The sequence below is a fragment of the Enterococcus sp. AZ063 genome (assembly GCF_051715045.1).
Classification (GTDB): domain Bacteria; phylum Bacillota; class Bacilli; order Lactobacillales; family Enterococcaceae; genus Enterococcus_D; species Enterococcus_D casseliflavus.
The window spans coordinates 1,280,527-1,299,592 of sequence record NZ_JBIOTA010000001.1; the positions used below are offsets into that span (position 1 = coordinate 1,280,527).

The window sequence follows — 19,066 nt, forward strand, 5'->3', positions numbered from 1 at the left end:
ATTATGGAAGTTTTAGTATCAAGTATGAATAAAGATATGTCTTTATTAGAAAAAATGAATATTCAAACAAATGCAGTTGTCATTAATCAAACCCCAAATATATCAGAAAATTTTTCATATAAACAACAAGTTATAAATGACAGGACTTGGAAATTCTATTCTATGTCTGAAAAAGGAGTAGGTCGTAGTCGAAATAATGCCTTGATGAGGGCTTCTGATGATATCATTGTAATGGCTGATGAGGATGAAGTTTTTGTGGATGGATATGAAAAAATAATTAACGAAGCCTATTCAAAATATCCAGATGCAGATATGATTATATTTAATGTTAGAGTTCATCAAGGAAATAAAATCCGAGAAACTACAAAAAAAGAAGGAAAAGTAAAGTTTTATAATTCACTGAAATATGGAACTGTCACTTTTACATTTAAAAGAAATAGCATACTAAAAAAGAACCTATCTTTCTCACTATTATTTGGTGGAGGAACACGATACGGTTCTGGAGAAGACACACTATTTTTATGGAGTGCTCTAAAAACTAAATTAAAAATTTATTCAATCCCTATAACAATTTCTGATGTTTATAATGACACGTCTTCGTGGTTTGAGGGATTCAATAAAAAATATTATGTAGATAAAGGAGCATTATACCAAGCTCTTGGTGGAAAGTTATCTTTTTTCCTTATTTTACAATTTTGGCTGAGAAGATACGATAGTAGTAATAACGTAAAGAGAATAGAAGCATTAAAATATATGTTGCAAGGAGCGAAAAACTTTAAAGAGTAAAGGAGGTAAGAGCTAGTGAATTATCCTAATGTGACCATAGATAAATCCATAAAAAGGGATATACCCGTGCTGAATAAATTTTCTGAAACTATGGCCCATCTTTCTATACATTTATTATGTCTTTCATTTTTTCTAAATGATTTGATGCTTTCTCCTACATTTGGAGGAACTTTCTCAGATATTTTTTTGATCTTGGGATTGATTTGCTCAAGCGTATTTTTCCATAAAATTAAAATTTCTCAAATATTTATTTTTATTTTATGTATTTCAATTGTTATTACTAACATATTTTATGGAATAAATATATCTACTACTAATTATGATTTAAATAGTTCTTTGATTTATTTGATAAAAATACCTGTCTTTTTACTTTTTACATTTAATGTATATAATTTTGTAACCGAATTTAATTTACAAAAAAAAGTAATTGAGATATTTATTAACTATACATTGCTAATGTGTATTCTCTCTCTCTATATATACGTAGCTCAATTAATTGGGTTGCCTTATAGGGCTCTCTGGTATTTTTCTAGACAGGATGCTGAAAGTTATACTTATCGTGGAAGTTCAATTATAAGATTGCGTGGATTATCAAATGAGCCGCAAGGTTTAGGGATGATGTTGACGGTTTCATTAGCTCTTTCATATTTTAATCAGGTAGGCTTTAGAATTAGTAATAAAAAAAATTGGTTTATAATTTTTTGTTCATTACTTACGTTTTCGTTCTCTACGATACTAACTGTAGCAATTCTTCCCATAATACAAATGATAAAATCAAAATCATTTAAGAAATTATTCAATAGAAAAATTATTTTATTTTTTATTGGTATTGTTGTGTTAATTTTAATATTCAGAGAAGAGTTAACTCAAACGATAATTATTAGATTTAATGAAATTATAAATGGTAACGATGGTTCTGGAACGGCTAGGATAGTGGGTAGTTGGCAATATGTTTCTGATTATATTGGAGGGATTGGTATTGGCAATTCCCCACCTATTTTTAATATATTTGCATATTTATTAACAGAATTAGGACTGATTCCACTTATTCTTTTTTGTTTGTTGATTTTTTATATGGGGAAGACAAACTTTTGGTTAGCCTGTATGCTTACAATCTTTTCATTTCAAAGAGGTGGCTATCTTTCAGCAGGGTATTGGTGTACTATCTTACTGCTCTTTATTGCTAGGAAAAATGTAAATAATCAATTAAAATAGGTGGTTATATAAATTTTTCATGTATAAGAATTTAATAACGTTGTTGTATAATAATTAATCTAAAAAATCGTTACTATTAAAAATTCAAAAATAGCTATCTTGAAGATAAGCCACTCAAAATAAATGTAAGGTAAGTATTTTCATCAAACGAAAGAATGATAAAAATTTAAGTAAGTTCATTTTTGAACAGTGCTTTTTGTAATAGTTGAATTATTTCTTAGGATTCTTAGAAGAATTAAAATTAAGAAAGTACAAATATTTTTTTGAATGCTAAAAAATAAATAAAGTCTTTTCAAAACATAAAGCAAAGTATTGTAATAATTCTGTATTAAAAATAAAAGGAATGATTATTAACTATGATATTTGTAGCAAATTGGGATAAAAACAAAAAAAAAACTTGGTCAGGGACGACATATTCTTTAAAGGAATCGTTAGAAAAAACTAACCAAATTAAAAATATCGAAGTACATCAAAGTTCAAAGTTAAATAAAATTATATTTGGAGCTTATTCTTTTATTAAATATGGAGAATTTGAGAAAAATATGAATTTTAACTGGCCTTTTTTAAATAAGGTCTCCAAAAATATAAATAGAGAAATAAAAGATAATAAAGCAGAGGAATTTATTTTACAAATTGGTGATCTAGCAGAAATTGAAGATTCTTACATTTATCAAGACTTATCTGTAGGATTTTTACTTCATGTTAGAAAAAATGATCCTGAAGCTTTTAAATATAGTAATTTTCAAGATATCCCAATTGCTAAATTAGAAAAAAGAGATCAAATACAAAAAAAAAGGTATGAAAAAGCTAAAGGAATCTTAACAATGTCTAAAACACTTGAAGATTTTTTGGTTAACGTTGAACAAATTCCTGCTGAAAAAGTTTTTCATGTTGGAGGGGGAATTAATTTACCTTTGCCTCTAACTGTCAGAAAAAAGAATAGACGTAGAATTTTATTCGTTGGTCGTGATTTTGAGAGAAAAGGCGGACCCGTCTTAGTCCAAGCCTTTAAAAAATTAAAAAATGATATATTTGATGAACTAGAACTTTATATAGCAGGACCTAAACATTTAAATGGTTATGAATTGGATTCAAATATCATTTTTTTGGGAGATTTAAGTCAAGAAGATTTAAAATACTATTTTGAAATATGCGATATATTTTGTATGCCTTCAAAGTTTGAAGCGTATGGTTTAGTTTTTATAGAAGCATTAAGCTTTGGCTTGCCTTGTATCGGTACGAATAAATTTGAAATGAGACATTTTATTCAAAATGGAGAAAATGGATATTTACTGGAAGAACCTGACTCAGCTGAAGAATTGTCAAATAAAATTCAACAATTGCTAACAAATGAAGAAATTTTTTCTAAGGTTAGACAAGAAGCCGTAAAATATCATGAAGAATATTCATGGGAAAATGTTTCAAAAAAAATTAATCAAATTAGTATGTTTAATAATAAACCATAATTTTTATTTTTAAGCTCATATTTCTGAAATTTTATGAGATTAACGGTTCATAGGGATTCCAATAGAAATAAAAAACCCTAAATATAAAATATAAGGTGGATTTCCCTTGAATATAATGATTATTTTGAACTACAATGATTGGTTGATGACCAAAGAATATGTAAAGAATATAGAGAAGTACAAAATTTTAGATAAGATTATTATCGTCGATAATAAGTCTACTGATAATTCGTATGAATTTTTGACTAGCATGTCTAATGATAGAATAGAGGTTCTTTCAACTCAAGAAAATAGAGGGTATGCAGCAGGAAATAATTTTGGATTGAATTATGCTTTAAAAAATTACGAGGTTAATAATTTTATTATAAGTAATCCAGATATAGAAGTTGATGAGAATACAATTAGGAAAATTTGTGAGTGTTTAGATACTAACAAATTTGTTGCTGTAAGTGGATTGATAAAGAATAAAAGTGGGGAAATTGCTAAAAATTTTGCATGGAGGCTTCCAAAATACTACCATATATTATCTGAAACTTTCGCTTTTTCAACATTTCTTATGAATAAATTGAATCTCTCAAGATTTTACGATTCAGATTTTAATTCAGATATCAAAGAAGTTGACGTAATCTCAGGGTGTTTTTTTGGGATTAAGGCTTCTGTTTTTCAAAGTATCGGATTGTTTGATGAAAGAACTTTTTTATATGGTGAGGAGAATAATCTTTTTTTTAAACTTAAAAAAAAGGACTATAAAGCTGCTATTATAGTTAAACAGCAAGTAACACACTTTGGTGGGAATACTGTTAAAAAAAATATAAAAAGCTTTTTTAAACGACAAAAAATTATTAAATATTCTGAAATAGTCTATTTAAAAGAATATCTGGGAATAAGTGTTTGGAAACTAAGCGTTTATAAAGTTCTTTTTTCAATGGGTACTTTAGAAAAGTATATTATATTCAAACTAACTAATAGAATTTAGATGATAATAGTAGATAACTAAACTACTATTAATAGGAGTGAACATTTATGAAAATTTCGGTTTTTGGACTAGGTTATGTTGGTTTAGCAAATGCACTTTTAATGAGTCAAAAAGAAGAAGTAAAGGCATACGATATCGTTGAAACAAAAATCGATATGCTGCAAAAAAGACAATCACCTCTGGAAGATAAAGAAGTTCATGAATTTCTTGAACGAGATGATTTGAACGTAGAATTCACTAAAGATTTTGAAGAGGCTGTTTTATTTGGAGATTACTTAATTGTCGCAACACCAACGGATTACGACGAAAAGAAAAACTATTTTAATACATCTACAGTAGAAGATGTCATTGAAAAAGCTTTATTGATTCGTCCAGATGCAACATTTATCATAAAATCTACTGTACCGGTAGGATATACATTGGAATTGAAAGCAAAATTCCAAACTGAAAATATTATTTTTTCTCCGGAATTCTTACGGGAAGGTAAAGCATTGTATGACAATTTGCATCCTTCACGGATTGTTGTTGGAGAGTATTCTGATCGTGGACAAGAAGTTGCGAATATGTTTAAAGAGAATGCATTAGACGAGGATATTTCTGTTTTGTTGACACATTCAACAGAAGCAGAAGCCATCAAACTATTTTCAAATACGTATTTAGCTTTGCGTGTAGCTTATTTTAACGAATTAGATACCTATGCAGAGTCTCGTGGTTTAGACAGCCGACAAATCATTGAAGGAGTGGGATTAGATCCACGTATTGGATCACATTACAATAATCCTTCATTTGGTTACGGCGGTTATTGCCTACCTAAAGATACGAAACAGCTTCGAGCAAATTATGAAGATGTACCAAGCAACATTATCGGAGCCATTGTGGAAGCAAATACAACTCGTAAAGATTTCATAGCAGAACAAATTATTGCTAAAAATCCTAAAGTGGTCGGAATTTATCGATTAACAATGAAGGCCAATTCTGATAATTTCCGTTACTCATCAATTCAAGGTGTTATGAAACGGATCAAAGCAAAAGGAATCGAAGTGGTTGTTTATGAACCAACACTAGATGCGGAAGATTTCTTTAATTCTAAAGTGGTTAAAGACTTTGAAGAATTTAAAGCTATTTCAGATGTGATTGTATCAAACCGTGTTGAACCTTTTCTTAAAGACGTAGAGGACAAAGTTTATACGAGAGATATTTTTAGAAGAGACTAATCATAATAGCTTGATTTTTAGGAAGAGGAAATAATAATGAAAGGTATAATCCTAGCAGGTGGTTCAGGCACTCGTCTGTACCCATTAACTAAAGCGACATCGAAACAACTAATGCCCATCTACGACAAACCAATGATCTATTATCCGATGTCCGTCTTGATGTTGGCAGGGATCCATGAGATCTTGATCATTTCAACACCGCAAGATACACCAAGATTTCAAGAATTATTTGGTGATGGGAATGAATTAGGAATCCATATTGAATACGCAGTACAACCAAGTCCGGATGGTCTAGCCCAAGCTTTTATCATTGGAGAAGAATTTATCGGCAACGACAGTGTTTGTCTGGTATTAGGTGATAATATTTATTATGGTGGTGGCTTGTCACAAATGCTGCAACGTGCAGCGCAAAAAGAAACGGGTGCCACAGTGTTTGGCTACCATGTAAATGATCCGGAACGGTTTGGAGTTGTTGAATTTGATGACCAAAGGCAAGCCATCTCGATCGAAGAAAAACCGGAAGAGCCCAAATCAAATTATGCGGTGACAGGTCTTTACTTCTATGATAACGACGTGGTAGAGATCGCGAAAAAAATCAAACCATCGCCTCGTGGAGAATTAGAAATTACAGATATCAACCAAGCTTATTTGGAAAAAGGTAAACTGTCTGTTGAAGTAATGGGACGCGGCTTTGCTTGGCTAGATACCGGAACCCACGAATCATTGTTGGAGGCTTCGACGTTTATTGAAACGATTGAGAAACGACAAAATCTAAAAGTCGCTTGTTTAGAAGAAATCGCGTATCGGATGGGCTATATCACTAAAGAAAAACTGGTAGAATTAGCACAGCCATTGAAAAAAAATCAATACGGACGCTACCTGCTCCGTTTAGCAAATGAGGCGTAATCATGGGGAAAATCAAAGTAACCACTACCAAACTAACCGATGTGAAAATCATCGAACCTGCTGTTTTTGGCGATCACCGCGGCTTTTTTACAGAAAGTTATTCAGCGGTCGATTTTGAAGAAGCAGGTATTGCCTATGACTTTATTCAAGATAACCATTCTTTATCGACACAACCAGGCGTTTTACGTGGGCTTCATTTTCAAAAGGGTGAAGCGGCTCAAACAAAATTGATTCGTGTAGTGACTGGTGTGGTCTGGGATGTGATCGTTGATATCCGCAAAGGCAGTCCTACCTATGGGCAATGGGAAGGGTATCTTCTTTCGGAATACAATCACCGTCAATTACTGGTACCAAAGGGCTATGCGCATGGTTTTGTGACACTGACTCCAGATGTGAACTTCCTTTACAAATGCGATAATTATTACAATGCTGAAGCGGATGGTGGAATTGCCTTTGATGATCCAGATCTAGACATTAATTGGCCGATTGGTCGTGAACAAGCGATTATGTCGGAAAAAGATCATCATCACCCAACATTAAAAGTGTTCGAAGCAGAAAATCCATTTGTATATGGTGAGATCTAGAGTGAGGAGCAAGCTGAAATGAAAAAAATTATTGTTACTGGAGGAGCTGGGTTTATCGGTTCTAACTTTGTTCATTATGTCGTTAACAATCATCCGGACGTTCATGTGACGGTTTTGGATAAGTTGACCTATGCCGGCAATAAAGAAAATCTAGCCGGATTACCAGAAGACCGGGTAGAATTGGTGGTTGGTGATATCACTGATGCACCATTGGTAGATAAACTTGTTCAAGATACAGATGCTGTAGTGCATTATGCGGCAGAATCTCACAATGATAACTCATTGAAAGATCCGTTTCCATTTGTACAAACAAATCTGATCGGTACGTATACTTTGTTGGAAGCTTGTCGTAAGTATAATGTGCGTTACCATCATGTATCGACGGATGAAGTTTATGGCGATCTCCCACTGCGAGAAGATCTTCCAGGTCATGGAGAAGGAGCAGGAGAAAAATTCACCGCGGAAACAGCGTATAATCCTTCAAGTCCTTATTCTTCTACGAAGGCAGGTTCAGATCTTTTGGTTCGTGCGTGGGTTCGTTCATTTGGCTTACAGGCGACGATCTCTAATTGTTCCAATAATTATGGTCCATATCAGCATATTGAAAAATTTATCCCTCGTCAGATTACGAATATCTTAAGCGGTATTCGCCCTAAATTGTATGGTGAAGGAAAGAATGTCCGAGATTGGATTCATACAAACGATCATTCTTCCGCTGTTTGGTTAATCCTAACAAAAGGAAAAATCGGGGAAACTTATTTGATCGGTGCTGATGGTGAACAAGACAACAAGACTGTCTTAGAAATGATTTTAGAGGCTATGGGACAGCCGAAAGATGCTTATGATCAAGTCAAGGATCGCGCAGGACACGATCTCCGTTATGCCATTGATTCCACAAGACTCCGTGAAGAGTTAGGCTGGCAGCCAGAGTTTACTGATTTCCGAGAAGGCTTGGATGCTACCATCCAATGGTATACTGAAAATCAAGCATGGTGGCATGCGGGAAAAGCAGCTGTAGAAGCGGCTTATGCCAAGAACGATCAATAAAGAGCAACAGCAAATAAAGCAGGAGTGATCCTGCTTTTTTGAAAGGATGGGAAAAATGTTTTTAATCACTGGCAGTAATGGACAACTAGGGACAGAATTACGTCATCTGTTAAATGAACAGATGCCTCAACAAGAAGTAGTGGCGACGGATCGAGATGAATTGGATATCACCGATGCCCAACAGACAAAGACATTTATTAAAGAATTGAAGCCTTCAGTCATTTTTCACTGTGCCGCTTACACCGCAGTAGACAAAGCTGAGGACGAAGGCAAAGAGATAGATGAACGAATCAATGTCGAAGGAACGAAAAATGTTGCTTTGGCCGCAAAAGAAGTCGGAGCAACATTGGTGTACATCAGTACCGATTATGTGTTTGACGGCACGAAAAAAGACGGCGAGTATCAGGTCGATGATCCGACACATCCATTGAATGAATATGGCCGTACCAAGTTGTTAGGAGAACAAGCTGTTCAAGAAACCTTGGAGGATTATTATATCATTCGAACATCATGGGTATTTGGTCAGTACGGACATAATTTTGTATTTACCATGCAAAAACTAGCGGAGTCACGGGATACATTAACTGTGGTCAATGACCAATTTGGGCGACCAACATGGACCAGAACTTTAGCGGAATTCATGCTTTTTGTCATTGAAAAGAAAGCGCCATATGGTGTGTATCATTTGTCAAACGACGGGGTGTGTTCATGGTACGAATTTGCTAAAGAAATCCTCAAAGACAATCAGAAAGTTACTGTTTTGCCTGTCACCTCTGAAGAATTCCCACAAAAAGCAGAACGTCCACAATATTCAGTGATGGATCTGAGCAAAGCAAAGAACATAGGTTTTGAGATACCTAGTTGGCAAGAAGCTTTGGCGAAGATGCTTCACCATTGAGGATGATAAATATAAATGAATAATAAAGCAAAAAATTTATTTAGAAATCTTAGATATACAATATCGGCTAATTTATCGATATTAATAATATCAGTAGTTTTAAATTTATTTGTTCCTCGGATTTTGGGAATCAAGGAATATAGCTACTGGCAATTGTATGTATTTTATTCAAGCTATGTAGGTTTTTTGCATTTTGGTTGGCTTGATGGAATATACCTAAAAATAGGTGGGGAAGAGTATGACAATTTAGATAAGGTTAGTTTAAATGTCCAGTTTTGGTATTTATTTGTATCGCAAATATTTATTGCTTTCGGAATCGTCCTATATGTATTATTAAGACATGACTCTGGAGAAAAGAGTCTAATCTTACTCTGTACAGCTGTAGTTACCATCATTACGAATTTAAGAATGTTCATCTTATATATTTTTCAATCAACGAATAGAATTAAAGAGTATGCTAACCTTTCTCGCTTCGATAGATATATATATATAGTCTTTATTTTTATATACTTGTTTCTAGGGGGAAGAAGTTTTGTTGTTTTAGCAGTAAGTGACATATTTTCAAGATTAATAGTAACCTTATGGGGAATATATCAGATTAATGATATTGTTTTTAATAAGGTGAAAAGGGGGAAAAAATATTTTTCTGAAATACTTGAAAATATAAAAATTGGTAGTAACCTAATGATTAGTAATATTGCAAGTATGCTGATTATTGGGATTACAAGGTTACTTGTGGAAAATAAATGGGATATAGAAACTTTTGGTAAACTGTCATTTACTTTAAGTATTTCGAATATGTTTATGACTTTTATAAACGCTGTTGGTATTGTGATTTTTCCTTTATTACGACGTACGAATCGTAGTAATTTAAAAATTCTTTATGAGCAAATCAGAACAGTATTTGTTCCACTTACTTTTTCGTTGTTACTCTTTTTTAATCCTATACGAATAATTTTAGAAAACTGGCTCCCAGCATATAAAGACAGTCTAAGATTTATGGGCGTTTTATTTCCAATGGTTATTTATGAAGGAAGAATGTCTCTGTTAATAAATACCTATTTAAAAACAATCCGAAAAGAGAAATATATATTGCTGGCCAATATGGCTTCTTTATTGTTAACTATAGTTCTTTCAGTGATTACTATTTTTTATTTTAACAATATTGATTTAGTAGTTTTAGGAATAATGATCTGCTTAGCTTTCCGATGTATTTTAGCTGAATTATTGTTAAGCAAAGTACTAGAGATAAATATTGTGGGTAATCTTATTCAGGAAATAATTATAACAATTATTTTTATAGTATCAAATATGTTACTTTCTAATTTAGTAAGTTTTATTTTATTTTTGATTTGCTTCTCTATTTATATTGCCATTAATACTAATAAAATCAAAGTTAGTTTCAAGCAGTTAGTATCGGCAATACGTGGATAATATAAGGAATTTATTGATGTAACGCTACATTTTTATGTGAGAGATATGTTTTAAACTAGTTGAAAAAAGACCACGTTGAATACTCGATGATATGCTCCCCCTATATAGGACACTGAAATATAAAAGTCCTGTATAGGGGGTATTTTGTATGCCAAAAAGAAAGATGAAACTCACTCCAGAAAAACGAGTAGATGGAATGGCAACAGTTTTTTTGACAAATTTTATAAGGTGCAGAACTTCTTTCCGTATGCTATTCCGATTGTCCTTGACAATGAGCCTCCTCGGATGTGACGATCTTCGGCAGGAGCTAACAGTTAAAGTTAGACTGCCTCGCTAGCGTTAGCACATCCGAGCTCATTATCAAGGATTCGCTGCGCCAATCTCTGGTTACGGTAACCAACCGGTGTCTCGTAGCCAAGTGTACCGTGCAACCGAAGGTGGTTCCACCAATTGACATAGTCAAATAACTCCAAATCCAATTGTTGTAAGGTTTCAAATGTGTATTGATAGACAAATTCTACTTTCAACGACTTATAAGTTGGTTCAGCTACGGCATTATCAAAAGGACAGCCTTTATGACTTAATGATCGATTGATATCAAAAGTTGTTAATAATTCATCAATAGCTTGGTTATCAAACTCTTTTCCACGATCAGTATGAAAAATCTCAACCTCTGTCAGAGGTTGTTTGATACGGCTAAATGCTTTTTTTACTAGAACGGCATCTTTATGTTCTCCACAAGAATAGCCGAGAATTTCTCGATTGAACAGATCCAAAATGAAACAGACATAATTCCATTTTTTCCCGACTCGTACATAAGTCAAGTCTGTTACGATCGCTTCTAATGGGTTGTCTCTTAAGAATTTACGATTCAATACGTTTGTCGTTTTGGCTTCATTGCAAGTAGAATGATGTACTTTAAAATAAGCAACAGTATAGCTCGATTTTAATCCTCTATTTTTCATGATTCTACTAATTTTTCGTCGGCTGATCTGAATGCCTCGTTTTGATAAGGCTTTTTTTATTTTTCTTGAGCCGTAGGCCTTTCGGCTGCGGATAAATTCTTCAGCGACTACTTCTTCAAGTTCTGATTCATCTTTCTTTGGTTTTGATTGATAATAATAGGACTGACGTGATAGACCTAATATTCTGCACATCGCTGATATAGGGTAAAGATGCTTATTCGCATCGATTACTTGTCTCTTCGTCCGAATATCAGCGCTGCTTGCTTTAAAATATCATTTTCCATTTCTAATTGCTGGTTTCTTTTACGTAGTTCTAACAATTCTTTTTGTTCAGGCGTAAGATTATCTTTTTCTTTGAATGAACCACTCGTTTTAGATTGCTTTACCCATTTGTCAAATGCTGAAGCCGTTAGTTCATATTCTCGAATGATTTCTACACGTGGCTTTCCAGCTAAGTAAAGATTGACGATTTGTTGCTTGAATTCTTGTGAAAAAGTTCTTCGTGTTCTCTTAGACATAAAAATTCCTCCTGGTATGTTTTCTTCTAGTCTACACACCTTAATTTTTCTGTCTAGTTAATTGTAGCCTATCCAATTACCAAAAAACAGTAAAGGTGTGTTTAGCGAAACAGCGCAAACAGTCACCTACATCTACACAAAAAGTCCGGTACCAGCAGCGGATGTAACGGTGGAGTATGTAGACACAGAAGGTAACGAAATTCATGCTTCCCAAATCCTATCAGGAAATGTAGGCGAACCTTACGATGCTAGCACAGAAAAATACTAAATATCAATCAACGACTACGTCTTAGATCGAAGTCGTTTGCCACAAAATGCGAAAGGAACATTCGGCAAGCTGGGGGCAACTGTGACGTACGTTTATACAAAAGAACAAGCTGCAACAGTTGATAGTTCTGATAATAGAGAAAAAGCTCCTGTGCAAACTGTTGTTTCGAAAAAAAGCGCTTCTGCACAAAGATTGCCGCAAACCGATGAGCAGGGGACGTTGTTCCCGTTTGTAGTTGGTTTGTTCTTTATCGCCACGGCAAGCTGGCTTTATTTCAGAAAGCGAAAATAGTGATTAAGTAAGCCATTGGGGAAAGTCGTTACCAACTATCAAAAAGGACAGCTAGGCTTCAGCTGTCCTTTTTGATGCTTATTTACCTAAAAATGAAATGAATCCCAGAGAGTCATAGAGAAAATGGCAGATCCCGCTGACCCATACGCTATTGGATTTTTTCCAAACGTAGTTGAGTGCCAATCTGGCAGGCATCAAGGTGATCAATAATTGAGCTGGATGAAAGCCGTACGCTGGGATGTGCCATAAAGCGAATAGCACACTGCAAATGATGGATGACCAGGCAAAAGAAAAGCCTCTTTTCTGCAACGCCAACAAGAGGTTGGTGCTAAGCAATTCTTCTCCCATCAGCATAAAGGGGACTTGCAAAAAGACCATTTGGACAGTGATGGTTTCGCTGATCGAGTTGGTTGTTGGTTGTCCAAAAATAGCGGCATAAATAAAGGAAAAGAACACGCCAGTCAAAATGACGAAAGGGACACCCCACAATAAAACGGTGAAACGAAAATGTTTGAACTGCTCCAAAAAGGTCGTTCGTAAGAGAAAATACCCTGCACTAAATGCGAAGACCAGATTCCAGATGGTACCGACGATCGATAACACGGAATCGTTTAGTGGGGTATAAGGAAGTAATTGATAGGTTAATCCTATGATTAAGGTAAGAAAGAATAAATAAACTGCTGATTTGTGTTTCATTTTGAACACCTCCTTCATAGTAATTGCCACATGCTGAATTATAAACAGAAAAAACATCAAAGTACAAAAAGATATCTCTCATTATTTTTAAACAAAAAGAAAAAGCAGTGAACACGATATCATACTTGGCAGAATTGGTTTTCTTAAAAGCAGAATAAAGGATTTCTAAGAACAATTCTCAAAATTTGTGAACAAAAAGAGAAGTTTATAAGAATCTCTGTAACACTGTTGAAATATTATTACGCTTATGTTACATTTTGTTTACGTTATTATGTTTGAGGGAGAATGTTTATGAAGAAATCAAGCAATGATTCAAATAATTCACAACATAGAGAAGCGACTTCTGAAAAACAAGCACCTATTTCGAGGGTCGAATCACATCAAAAGCAAACAACGGGAACGACAAGACGCACGCCAACTGCCAATCGTCAAGTTTCTAAAAAGAAGCCAACCCATCGCAAATATCTCTTTTCATTGATGACGCTGCTGACAATTGTCATTATCGCCACTGGGGGCTATATCGCTTTTACTTTGAAGCAGCAAGAAGCATTGGCACGCGAAAAATATGAAGCTGCCGCGCAAAAGCTATTAGCATCGATCCAAGAAGAACAAGCCAAAGAGGGAATTCCCGCAAAACTTGAAACATTGTCTGATGGCGACAAAAAAGAATTGATTTTCCGACCAAAAGAAGAAAATGCCATCCCTGTAAAGGATGCAAGTAAGAAATTATCGACCATGGCGAACAAGCTATGCAAAAAACACGCCGACAAAGAGACCGTTACGATCGCTCGGATTCAAGCACAAGCAGTTGCATCAAAAGTATCAACCTATTCCTTAAAAGCGGACAGCTATGTTTGGAATCGGGAGACTGGGCGGTTTGAAGATGCGGATAGCGTGGTTGCCGATCCAATTTTTATTTCCGAGAAAACCGGCAATGAATTATCCTTGGAAGACTTGGTTCCAGATGAAGGCAGCTTGCTAGGGATCCAGCAAGTGATTCAACAAAAGCTTTTGGATCAAGCCAAAGAACCGGCTAAAATCATTGATGCGGTCTTGGGGATGGACCGAATCACCTATGATTCAAAGTTTACTTATGATCCTGAAAAAATAACGCTCCAGTTGCCGCAAAATCAAACAGGCGTATCCGAGATCACTTTGGCTTACAAAGAGATTGCGCCCTTTATTGATCCAGAGCTGGTCAATGCGGATCAATTGAAAGAGCAACAAGCGATGTTAGACGAAAACAAAAAATATGTTGCGTTGACTTTCGATGATGGACCAAATGATACCTCGACACTGGATCTCTTAAAAATCTTGAAAGACAATGATGTGAAGGCAACGTTCTTTGAATTAGGCCAAATGGTGGATCGATATCCTGAAGTCGCGAAAAAAGTCCATGAGGAAGGGCATGAAATTGCCAGTCACTCCTATTCACATCCCCAATTAAATACGTTGTCGCCAGAGGAGGTCAAAGCGGAAATAACCAAAACGGACAAAGCCATCTATCAGGCGACAGGGGTCTTGCCTAAAAATTTGCGCCCGCCATATGGAGCGATCGATCAACAAAGCGCCCAAGCGGCAGGAAAATCGATCATTCAATGGAGTGTCGATACCGAGGATTGGAAGCTAAAAGAACCAAACAAAATTTTGAAGGTCGTCCAAAATAATGTCTACGATGGTTCAATAATTCTGCTCCATGATATTCATCCGAAATCCGTTCAAGCCGTACCTGGTATTATTCAAACGCTGAAAGCGCAAGGCTATGAATTTGTGACGGTGGATCAATTGCTCAATGGCAACCAAAAACCAATGTATCAATACTTTGGAGCGACAGACGAACGTAGTGTTAGCTAATAGCTGAAAAAGGAAGTGATGGCAATCATCACTTCCTTTTTATTAACGAACGCTGCAGTTGCCGCTTTATCACTCGGAGGAGGCAAATGCTCGGAGATAATCTTCATCCAATAGCAAAGCAAAATCATCGGCAAGGGCACCTTGATCCAATTCTCGCATGATAGCCAACATCTTTTGCGTGATCGTTTCACCAGCTTTTTGATCGCCGGTTCTTATGAGCAACACGCCTTGGAAAAACTTGCAGACGGTTTGGTGGAAAAATTCTTTGTAGTCTGTCGCCAAAAGTTTCAATTGGACGACGAGAACTTCCGTCGCATCGTATTGCTGGTGTTTTAGTGTATATTCGATCAAATTGATCAATAGCGCGCAATAAATTTCCCGACCTTTTTCCATATCGATGTAGTACTCGAGCATCTTGGATACTTTTTTGAAAAAGAGGAAATTATGGTCGTTGTCCAAAAGATCGATGGTGTTGCCAAATAGTTGGATTTCTTGTAACGTCCAGCTCTCAACATCAACGAGATAGGAAATAATCGTTTGACGATCACATTCCAAAACCGCACGTTTCCGATAGACCCCATGCTCTGCCAAGCATTGCAGCATGCGGATCCGTGAGCGAACCTCTGCGATGCGGACATTGTTAAGTCGGCTAGAGGTTTGCTGCAGTTCCTGTAACAGAATTTGTAACTGGTTGATATCGTGCTTGTTTGAATATTGCGTGTACCGATGGTTGTAGCTGTTTTGCTCATCCAGCCGATAGCCATTCGCGATATAGAGAAATTCATCGATATCCATTGATAGATTTTCTAAGATTTGCAACAGCAGGTTGGCAGCAATCTGATGCTTGCCTTTTTCAAATTCGATGGCATAAGACTTTGAAATAATCGTGCCATAGACTTCTTTTTGGGTGAAGCCTTTTTTCAATCGGATTTGTCTGATCGTTTCGCCATACATAAGAAAGCCTCCGCTCTCGTTGAATTAATGAAATCATGTATCCCTATTATAGTAAAACAAGCCCGGTGTAGGAATTAAAAAGGTCTTATATTTCAGACCTCTTCTGATTTCATGAGAAAACAGTTGGCAATTTTTGTGATGATGGTTGGTTAGACAGATACAAAAATAAACTAAGCCAATTTAAAAACGTGAGAACGCTGGGTTCTCACGTTTTTTTTATTTCTCATGGCGACCTTTCTTTCGAAAGAAAAGTAGACCAGCAATTCCAATGACCATTATCCCGACAGCTTGCATCAAAAAGGATAAAAGTCTATTTTCGCCTGTTTTGGGTAAATAGCGATTGTCAGCTGCAGTGTATGAATTGATCTGTTGCTTATGATTTAGTCGGGTTTTTTCGCGCTCTTCATTATTGTCAAAGCTTTTCTTAGATGGTTCTTTAGGTTTTTGTTGAACAAGTTTTTTTCTGATCGATTTGACTCTAGAAGGAGTGTTGCTTTTCTGTTGTCTATGAATGCCGTTATCCAAATTTTTCGTTTTCATTGCTTCAGATGACGGAAGGGCTGCAATCTGTTCTTTTCCGTTAGGGTGAACAATCGTCAATGCTTTAGGTTCAGCATTGACAGGAATTCCAGGTTGCGGGAATTCCGTTTGGCTTAAAGGTGTCGGTATCTTACTAGGTCCAGCCATCGGAATTTTCGTCGGAACCAGAAATTCCTGCTTCTGGTTGATCGCAGTTGGTGTAGCGCCAGGTTCTGCATAAGGTATTTGATTCGGCACTAAAGAATCAAAGGTTACTAAAGGAGCGGGAATTTTCTCAGGTACAGCCATCGGAATTTTCGTCGGAACCAGAAATTCCTGCTTCTGGTCAATCACAGTTGGCGTAGCGCTAGGTACAGCATAAGGCACTTTATTCGGCACCAAAGAATCAGTGATTACTAAAGGAACGGGAATTTTCTCAGGTACAGCAATTGGAGCTTTTGTCGGTACAAGAAATTCCTGCTTCTGGTCAATCAAAGTTGGCGTAGCGCTAGGTACTGCATAAGGTATTTTATTTGGCACCAAGGAATCAAAGGTTACTAAAGGAGCAGGAATTTTCTCAGGTACAGCCATCGGAATTTTCGTCGGAACCAGAAATTCCTGCTTTTGGTTAATCACAGTTGGCGTAGCGCCAGGTACTGCATAAGGTATTTTATTCGGCACCAAGGAATCAAAGGTTACTAAAGGAGTCGGACTTTTCTCTGGTACGGTCATAGGAGCTTTTGTCGGTACAAGAAATTCCTGCTTCTGGTTAATCAAAGTTGGCGTAGCGCTAGGTACAGCATAAGGCACTTTATTCGGCACCAAAGGATCAGGGATTACTAAAGGAACGGGAATTTTCTCAGGTACAGCAATTGGAGTTTTCGTCGGTACAAGAAATTCCTGCTTCTGGTTAATCACAGTTGGCGTAGCGCTAGGTACAGCATAAGGCACTTTATTCGGCACTAAAGAATCAAAGGTTACTAAAGGAGCAGGAATTTTCTCAGGTACAGCCATCGGAATTTTCGTCGGAACCAGAAATTCCTGATTCTGGTTGATCGCAGTTGGTGTAGCACCAGGTACAGCATAAGGCACTTTATTCGACACTAAGGAATCAAAGGTTACTAAAGGAACAGGAATTTTCTCAGGTACGGCTATCGGAGCTTTTGTCGGGACAGAATCGTCTTTCTTTTTTATTGAAGATACCGCTGGTTCATCAGGTACAGCATAGGGAGCGCTCGTAGGTACTACCTCTTGCTCTACTTTTCCTGAGGGTTTTGGAACAGCAGGAGGTACGGCTTGTGGTGTTCTTCTGGGTTCTTCAGTCGATCCTTGTTGCTCTGGTTTGTCAGGTTTCATTTCTGGAACGGCGAATGGTTCTTTTGAAAGGGGAACTGTTTGCTCGTTTTGTTTTTTCAGCGCTGGTATCTGTTGCGGTTCACATGCTGGTTGTCTTTGCGAAGGAACTTGCAAAGTCGGATGAGGATCGGGCGCCTGTGCAGGTTTGCTTAATTGCTCGTTTGCAATCAATTGCTCCGCGTATTCCTTAGGAACGGCTTTGCCTTCGTCATACCAATAGTCACCATCTTTTAATAAGACGTGATGGGTGGTTGGATCGGTCAAATAGGATGGATCTTTTTCCTGTGCGAAGCAGGTTTCAACAGTGAAGGTTCCTAAAATTGCAGTGGTCATTAAACTTGTTACTATTTCTTTTTTCATAATCTTCTCCCTTACATTTCTTTCTCAGACAAAGCTAAGACATATCAATACAAGAATCATTACTAGCCAATCCATCTTCTTATGCTCCTTATGTGGTATTAGAAGAAGACGATTGGGCAGCTGCGTTTCCTTCTTACCAGCAAGTATAATCAAAAAGAATCTAATAAATGCTTAGGTCCAAAATGTAAGACCAAATAGCTACTGAAAAATTTAGCACAGATAAACAAGAAGCAAATGATATCTGAAGAAATTCTATTTCATGATGGCGCATGCTCAATTTTAATTGGGGATTTTCATTCCTTTTTTCACAGAACTTTTTACGAGCGTTTCGATTCCTTTTTATCATTAGTATGAGTTATTTTAGGGGATATCGTGAAAAATGGCTTAAATATTTTTGTTTTTTTATTTGCAGAGGTAAAAAACGAGGTTGAAGACAAGAAAAAACAACATCATCGTTTTTCTCGTTTTTAATGCATAAGTATACAAATGTAATCGTATTCATTATGTTGATTAAATATAAAAAATGAAATGATTTTATGATAAAAAATGATAGTTTTTTATCGTTATGCACTTATTTATCAGAGAAATATAAATAATTTTTGCTCGTTTATAAAATAAATGTTTTATGTTATGTAAGGTTAATTCCAGTGTTTTTTTAATTATTTATCGTGTTTATAATTTGTTGGAAAGAAATAAATTTGCTAGAATTTTGGTACACAGTGTGTTCGACTAGTTATTTTATTTCTCGGTTTTCACAAG

General features: G+C 35.8%; 17 protein-coding genes. 13 read left to right on the top strand and 4 right to left on the bottom strand.

Annotated elements, in window-relative coordinates:
- Nucleotides 1-3: 3 nt before the first annotated feature.
- The 10 genes from IGK61_RS05925 to IGK61_RS05970 all read left to right on the top strand — a co-directional run bounded on the left by IGK61_RS05925 (nt 4) and on the right by IGK61_RS05970 (nt 10,526).
- The gene (locus IGK61_RS05925; RefSeq protein WP_081343846.1) at nt 4-786 is read left to right on the top strand and encodes a glycosyltransferase family 2 protein; all 783 of its coding nucleotides are present in this window, start codon (nt 4-6) and stop codon (nt 784-786) included.
- 15 nt (nt 787-801) lie between these two features.
- Nucleotides 802-2,001: a hypothetical protein gene (locus tag IGK61_RS05930; RefSeq protein WP_238703026.1), complete on the top strand. Its 1,200-nt coding sequence runs from the start codon at nt 802-804 to the stop codon at nt 1,999-2,001.
- 356 nt (nt 2,002-2,357) lie between these two features.
- Entirely contained in the window at nt 2,358-3,467 is a 1,110-nt protein-coding gene (locus IGK61_RS05935; protein ID WP_137231623.1) for a glycosyltransferase family 4 protein, read from the top strand.
- Nucleotides 3,468-3,582: 115 nt separating this feature from the next.
- Entirely contained in the window at nt 3,583-4,443 is an 861-nt protein-coding gene (locus tag IGK61_RS05940) for a glycosyltransferase (protein WP_016628439.1), read from the top strand.
- A 47-nt stretch (nt 4,444-4,490) separates the two neighbouring features.
- Entirely contained in the window at nt 4,491-5,657 is a 1,167-nt protein-coding gene (locus IGK61_RS05945) for a nucleotide sugar dehydrogenase (protein WP_074535084.1), read from the top strand.
- A gap of 36 nt (nt 5,658-5,693) precedes the next feature.
- On the top strand, nt 5,694-6,563 hold the full coding sequence (rfbA, locus tag IGK61_RS05950; RefSeq protein ID WP_074535085.1) for a glucose-1-phosphate thymidylyltransferase RfbA: 870 nt from the start codon (nt 5,694-5,696) through the stop codon (nt 6,561-6,563).
- A gap of 11 nt (nt 6,564-6,574) precedes the next feature.
- Nucleotides 6,575-7,147: a dTDP-4-dehydrorhamnose 3,5-epimerase gene (rfbC, locus tag IGK61_RS05955; protein ID WP_308169238.1), complete on the top strand. Its 573-nt coding sequence runs from the start codon at nt 6,575-6,577 to the stop codon at nt 7,145-7,147.
- An 18-nt stretch (nt 7,148-7,165) separates the two neighbouring features.
- A complete protein-coding gene (gene rfbB, locus IGK61_RS05960) occupies nt 7,166-8,194 on the top strand; it encodes a dTDP-glucose 4,6-dehydratase (protein WP_074535087.1) in 1,029 nt (342 codons plus the stop codon).
- 55 nt (nt 8,195-8,249) lie between these two features.
- Nucleotides 8,250-9,092, top strand: coding sequence for a dTDP-4-dehydrorhamnose reductase (gene rfbD, locus IGK61_RS05965; RefSeq protein ID WP_074535088.1), 843 nt, complete (start codon nt 8,250-8,252; stop codon nt 9,090-9,092).
- Nucleotides 9,093-9,107: 15 nt separating this feature from the next.
- Complete coding sequence (locus tag IGK61_RS05970; RefSeq protein WP_074535089.1) at nt 9,108-10,526, top strand: lipopolysaccharide biosynthesis protein; 1,419 nt, start codon at nt 9,108-9,110, stop codon at nt 10,524-10,526.
- A gap of 320 nt (nt 10,527-10,846) precedes the next feature.
- On the opposite strand, the gene IGK61_RS05975 is transcribed toward IGK61_RS05970, so the two are convergent.
- Nucleotides 10,847-12,009, bottom strand: a protein-coding gene (locus IGK61_RS05975; RefSeq protein ID WP_139152374.1) for an IS3 family transposase whose coding sequence is annotated in 2 segments (ribosomal slippage) — nt 10,847-11,733 and nt 11,733-12,009 — 1,164 coding nt in all. Because the reading frame shifts where the segments join, the coding sequence is not laid out codon by codon here.
- A 70-nt stretch (nt 12,010-12,079) separates the two neighbouring features.
- On the opposite strand from IGK61_RS05975, the gene IGK61_RS05980 reads away from it, so the two are divergent.
- Nucleotides 12,080-12,277, top strand: coding sequence for a MucBP domain-containing protein (locus tag IGK61_RS05980; RefSeq protein ID WP_275855253.1), 198 nt, complete (start codon nt 12,080-12,082; stop codon nt 12,275-12,277).
- A gap of 81 nt (nt 12,278-12,358) precedes the next feature.
- Nucleotides 12,359-12,568 (top strand): LPXTG cell wall anchor domain-containing protein, encoded by a 210-nt coding sequence (locus tag IGK61_RS05985; protein ID WP_438844763.1) that lies wholly within the window; start codon nt 12,359-12,361, stop codon nt 12,566-12,568.
- Nucleotides 12,569-12,646: 78 nt separating this feature from the next.
- Here the strand turns inward: IGK61_RS05985 and IGK61_RS05990 are convergent, their stop codons facing one another.
- On the bottom strand, nt 12,647-13,321 hold the full coding sequence (locus IGK61_RS05990; protein WP_074535092.1) for a CPBP family intramembrane glutamic endopeptidase: 675 nt from the start codon (nt 13,319-13,321) through the stop codon (nt 12,647-12,649).
- 234 nt (nt 13,322-13,555) lie between these two features.
- Between IGK61_RS05990 and IGK61_RS05995 the strand changes: the two genes are divergently transcribed.
- Nucleotides 13,556-15,118: a polysaccharide deacetylase family protein gene (locus IGK61_RS05995; protein ID WP_175445270.1), complete on the top strand. Its 1,563-nt coding sequence runs from the start codon at nt 13,556-13,558 to the stop codon at nt 15,116-15,118.
- Between the two features lie 69 nt (nt 15,119-15,187).
- Here the strand turns inward: IGK61_RS05995 and IGK61_RS06000 are convergent, their stop codons facing one another.
- Both IGK61_RS06000 and IGK61_RS06005 read right to left on the bottom strand, forming a co-directional pair.
- Complete coding sequence (locus tag IGK61_RS06000) at nt 15,188-16,072, bottom strand: helix-turn-helix domain-containing protein (protein ID WP_074535094.1); 885 nt, start codon at nt 16,070-16,072, stop codon at nt 15,188-15,190.
- Between the two features lie 216 nt (nt 16,073-16,288).
- The gene (locus IGK61_RS06005; protein WP_275851111.1) at nt 16,289-18,307 is read right to left on the bottom strand and encodes a hypothetical protein; all 2,019 of its coding nucleotides are present in this window, start codon (nt 18,305-18,307) and stop codon (nt 16,289-16,291) included.
- Nucleotides 18,308-19,066: the final 759 nt, after the last annotated feature.

Excerpts from the sequence above, each read along its gene's own strand:
- rfbA (WP_074535085.1), top strand. The coding sequence starts at position 5,694 with ATGAAAGGTATAATCCTAGCAGGTGGTTCAGGCACTCGTCTGTACCCA.
- IGK61_RS05935 (WP_137231623.1), top strand. The coding sequence starts at position 2,358 with ATGATATTTGTAGCAAATTGGGATAAAAACAAAAAAAAAACTTGGTCA.
- IGK61_RS05970 (WP_074535089.1), top strand. The coding sequence starts at position 9,108 with ATGAATAATAAAGCAAAAAATTTATTTAGAAATCTTAGATATACAATA.
- rfbB (WP_074535087.1), top strand. The coding sequence starts at position 7,166 with ATGAAAAAAATTATTGTTACTGGAGGAGCTGGGTTTATCGGTTCTAAC.
- IGK61_RS05945 (WP_074535084.1), top strand. The coding sequence starts at position 4,491 with ATGAAAATTTCGGTTTTTGGACTAGGTTATGTTGGTTTAGCAAATGCA.
- IGK61_RS05995 (WP_175445270.1), top strand. The coding sequence starts at position 13,556 with ATGAAGAAATCAAGCAATGATTCAAATAATTCACAACATAGAGAAGCG.
- IGK61_RS05940 (WP_016628439.1), top strand. The coding sequence starts at position 3,583 with ATGATTATTTTGAACTACAATGATTGGTTGATGACCAAAGAATATGTA.
- IGK61_RS06005 (WP_275851111.1), bottom strand. The coding sequence starts at position 18,307 with ATGAAAAAAGAAATAGTAACAAGTTTAATGACCACTGCAATTTTAGGA.
- IGK61_RS05990 (WP_074535092.1), bottom strand. The coding sequence starts at position 13,321 with ATGTTTTTTCTGTTTATAATTCAGCATGTGGCAATTACTATGAAGGAG.
- IGK61_RS05925 (WP_081343846.1), top strand. The coding sequence starts at position 4 with ATGGAAGTTTTAGTATCAAGTATGAATAAAGATATGTCTTTATTAGAA.
- rfbD (WP_074535088.1), top strand. The coding sequence starts at position 8,250 with ATGTTTTTAATCACTGGCAGTAATGGACAACTAGGGACAGAATTACGT.
- IGK61_RS06000 (WP_074535094.1), bottom strand. The coding sequence starts at position 16,072 with ATGTATGGCGAAACGATCAGACAAATCCGATTGAAAAAAGGCTTCACC.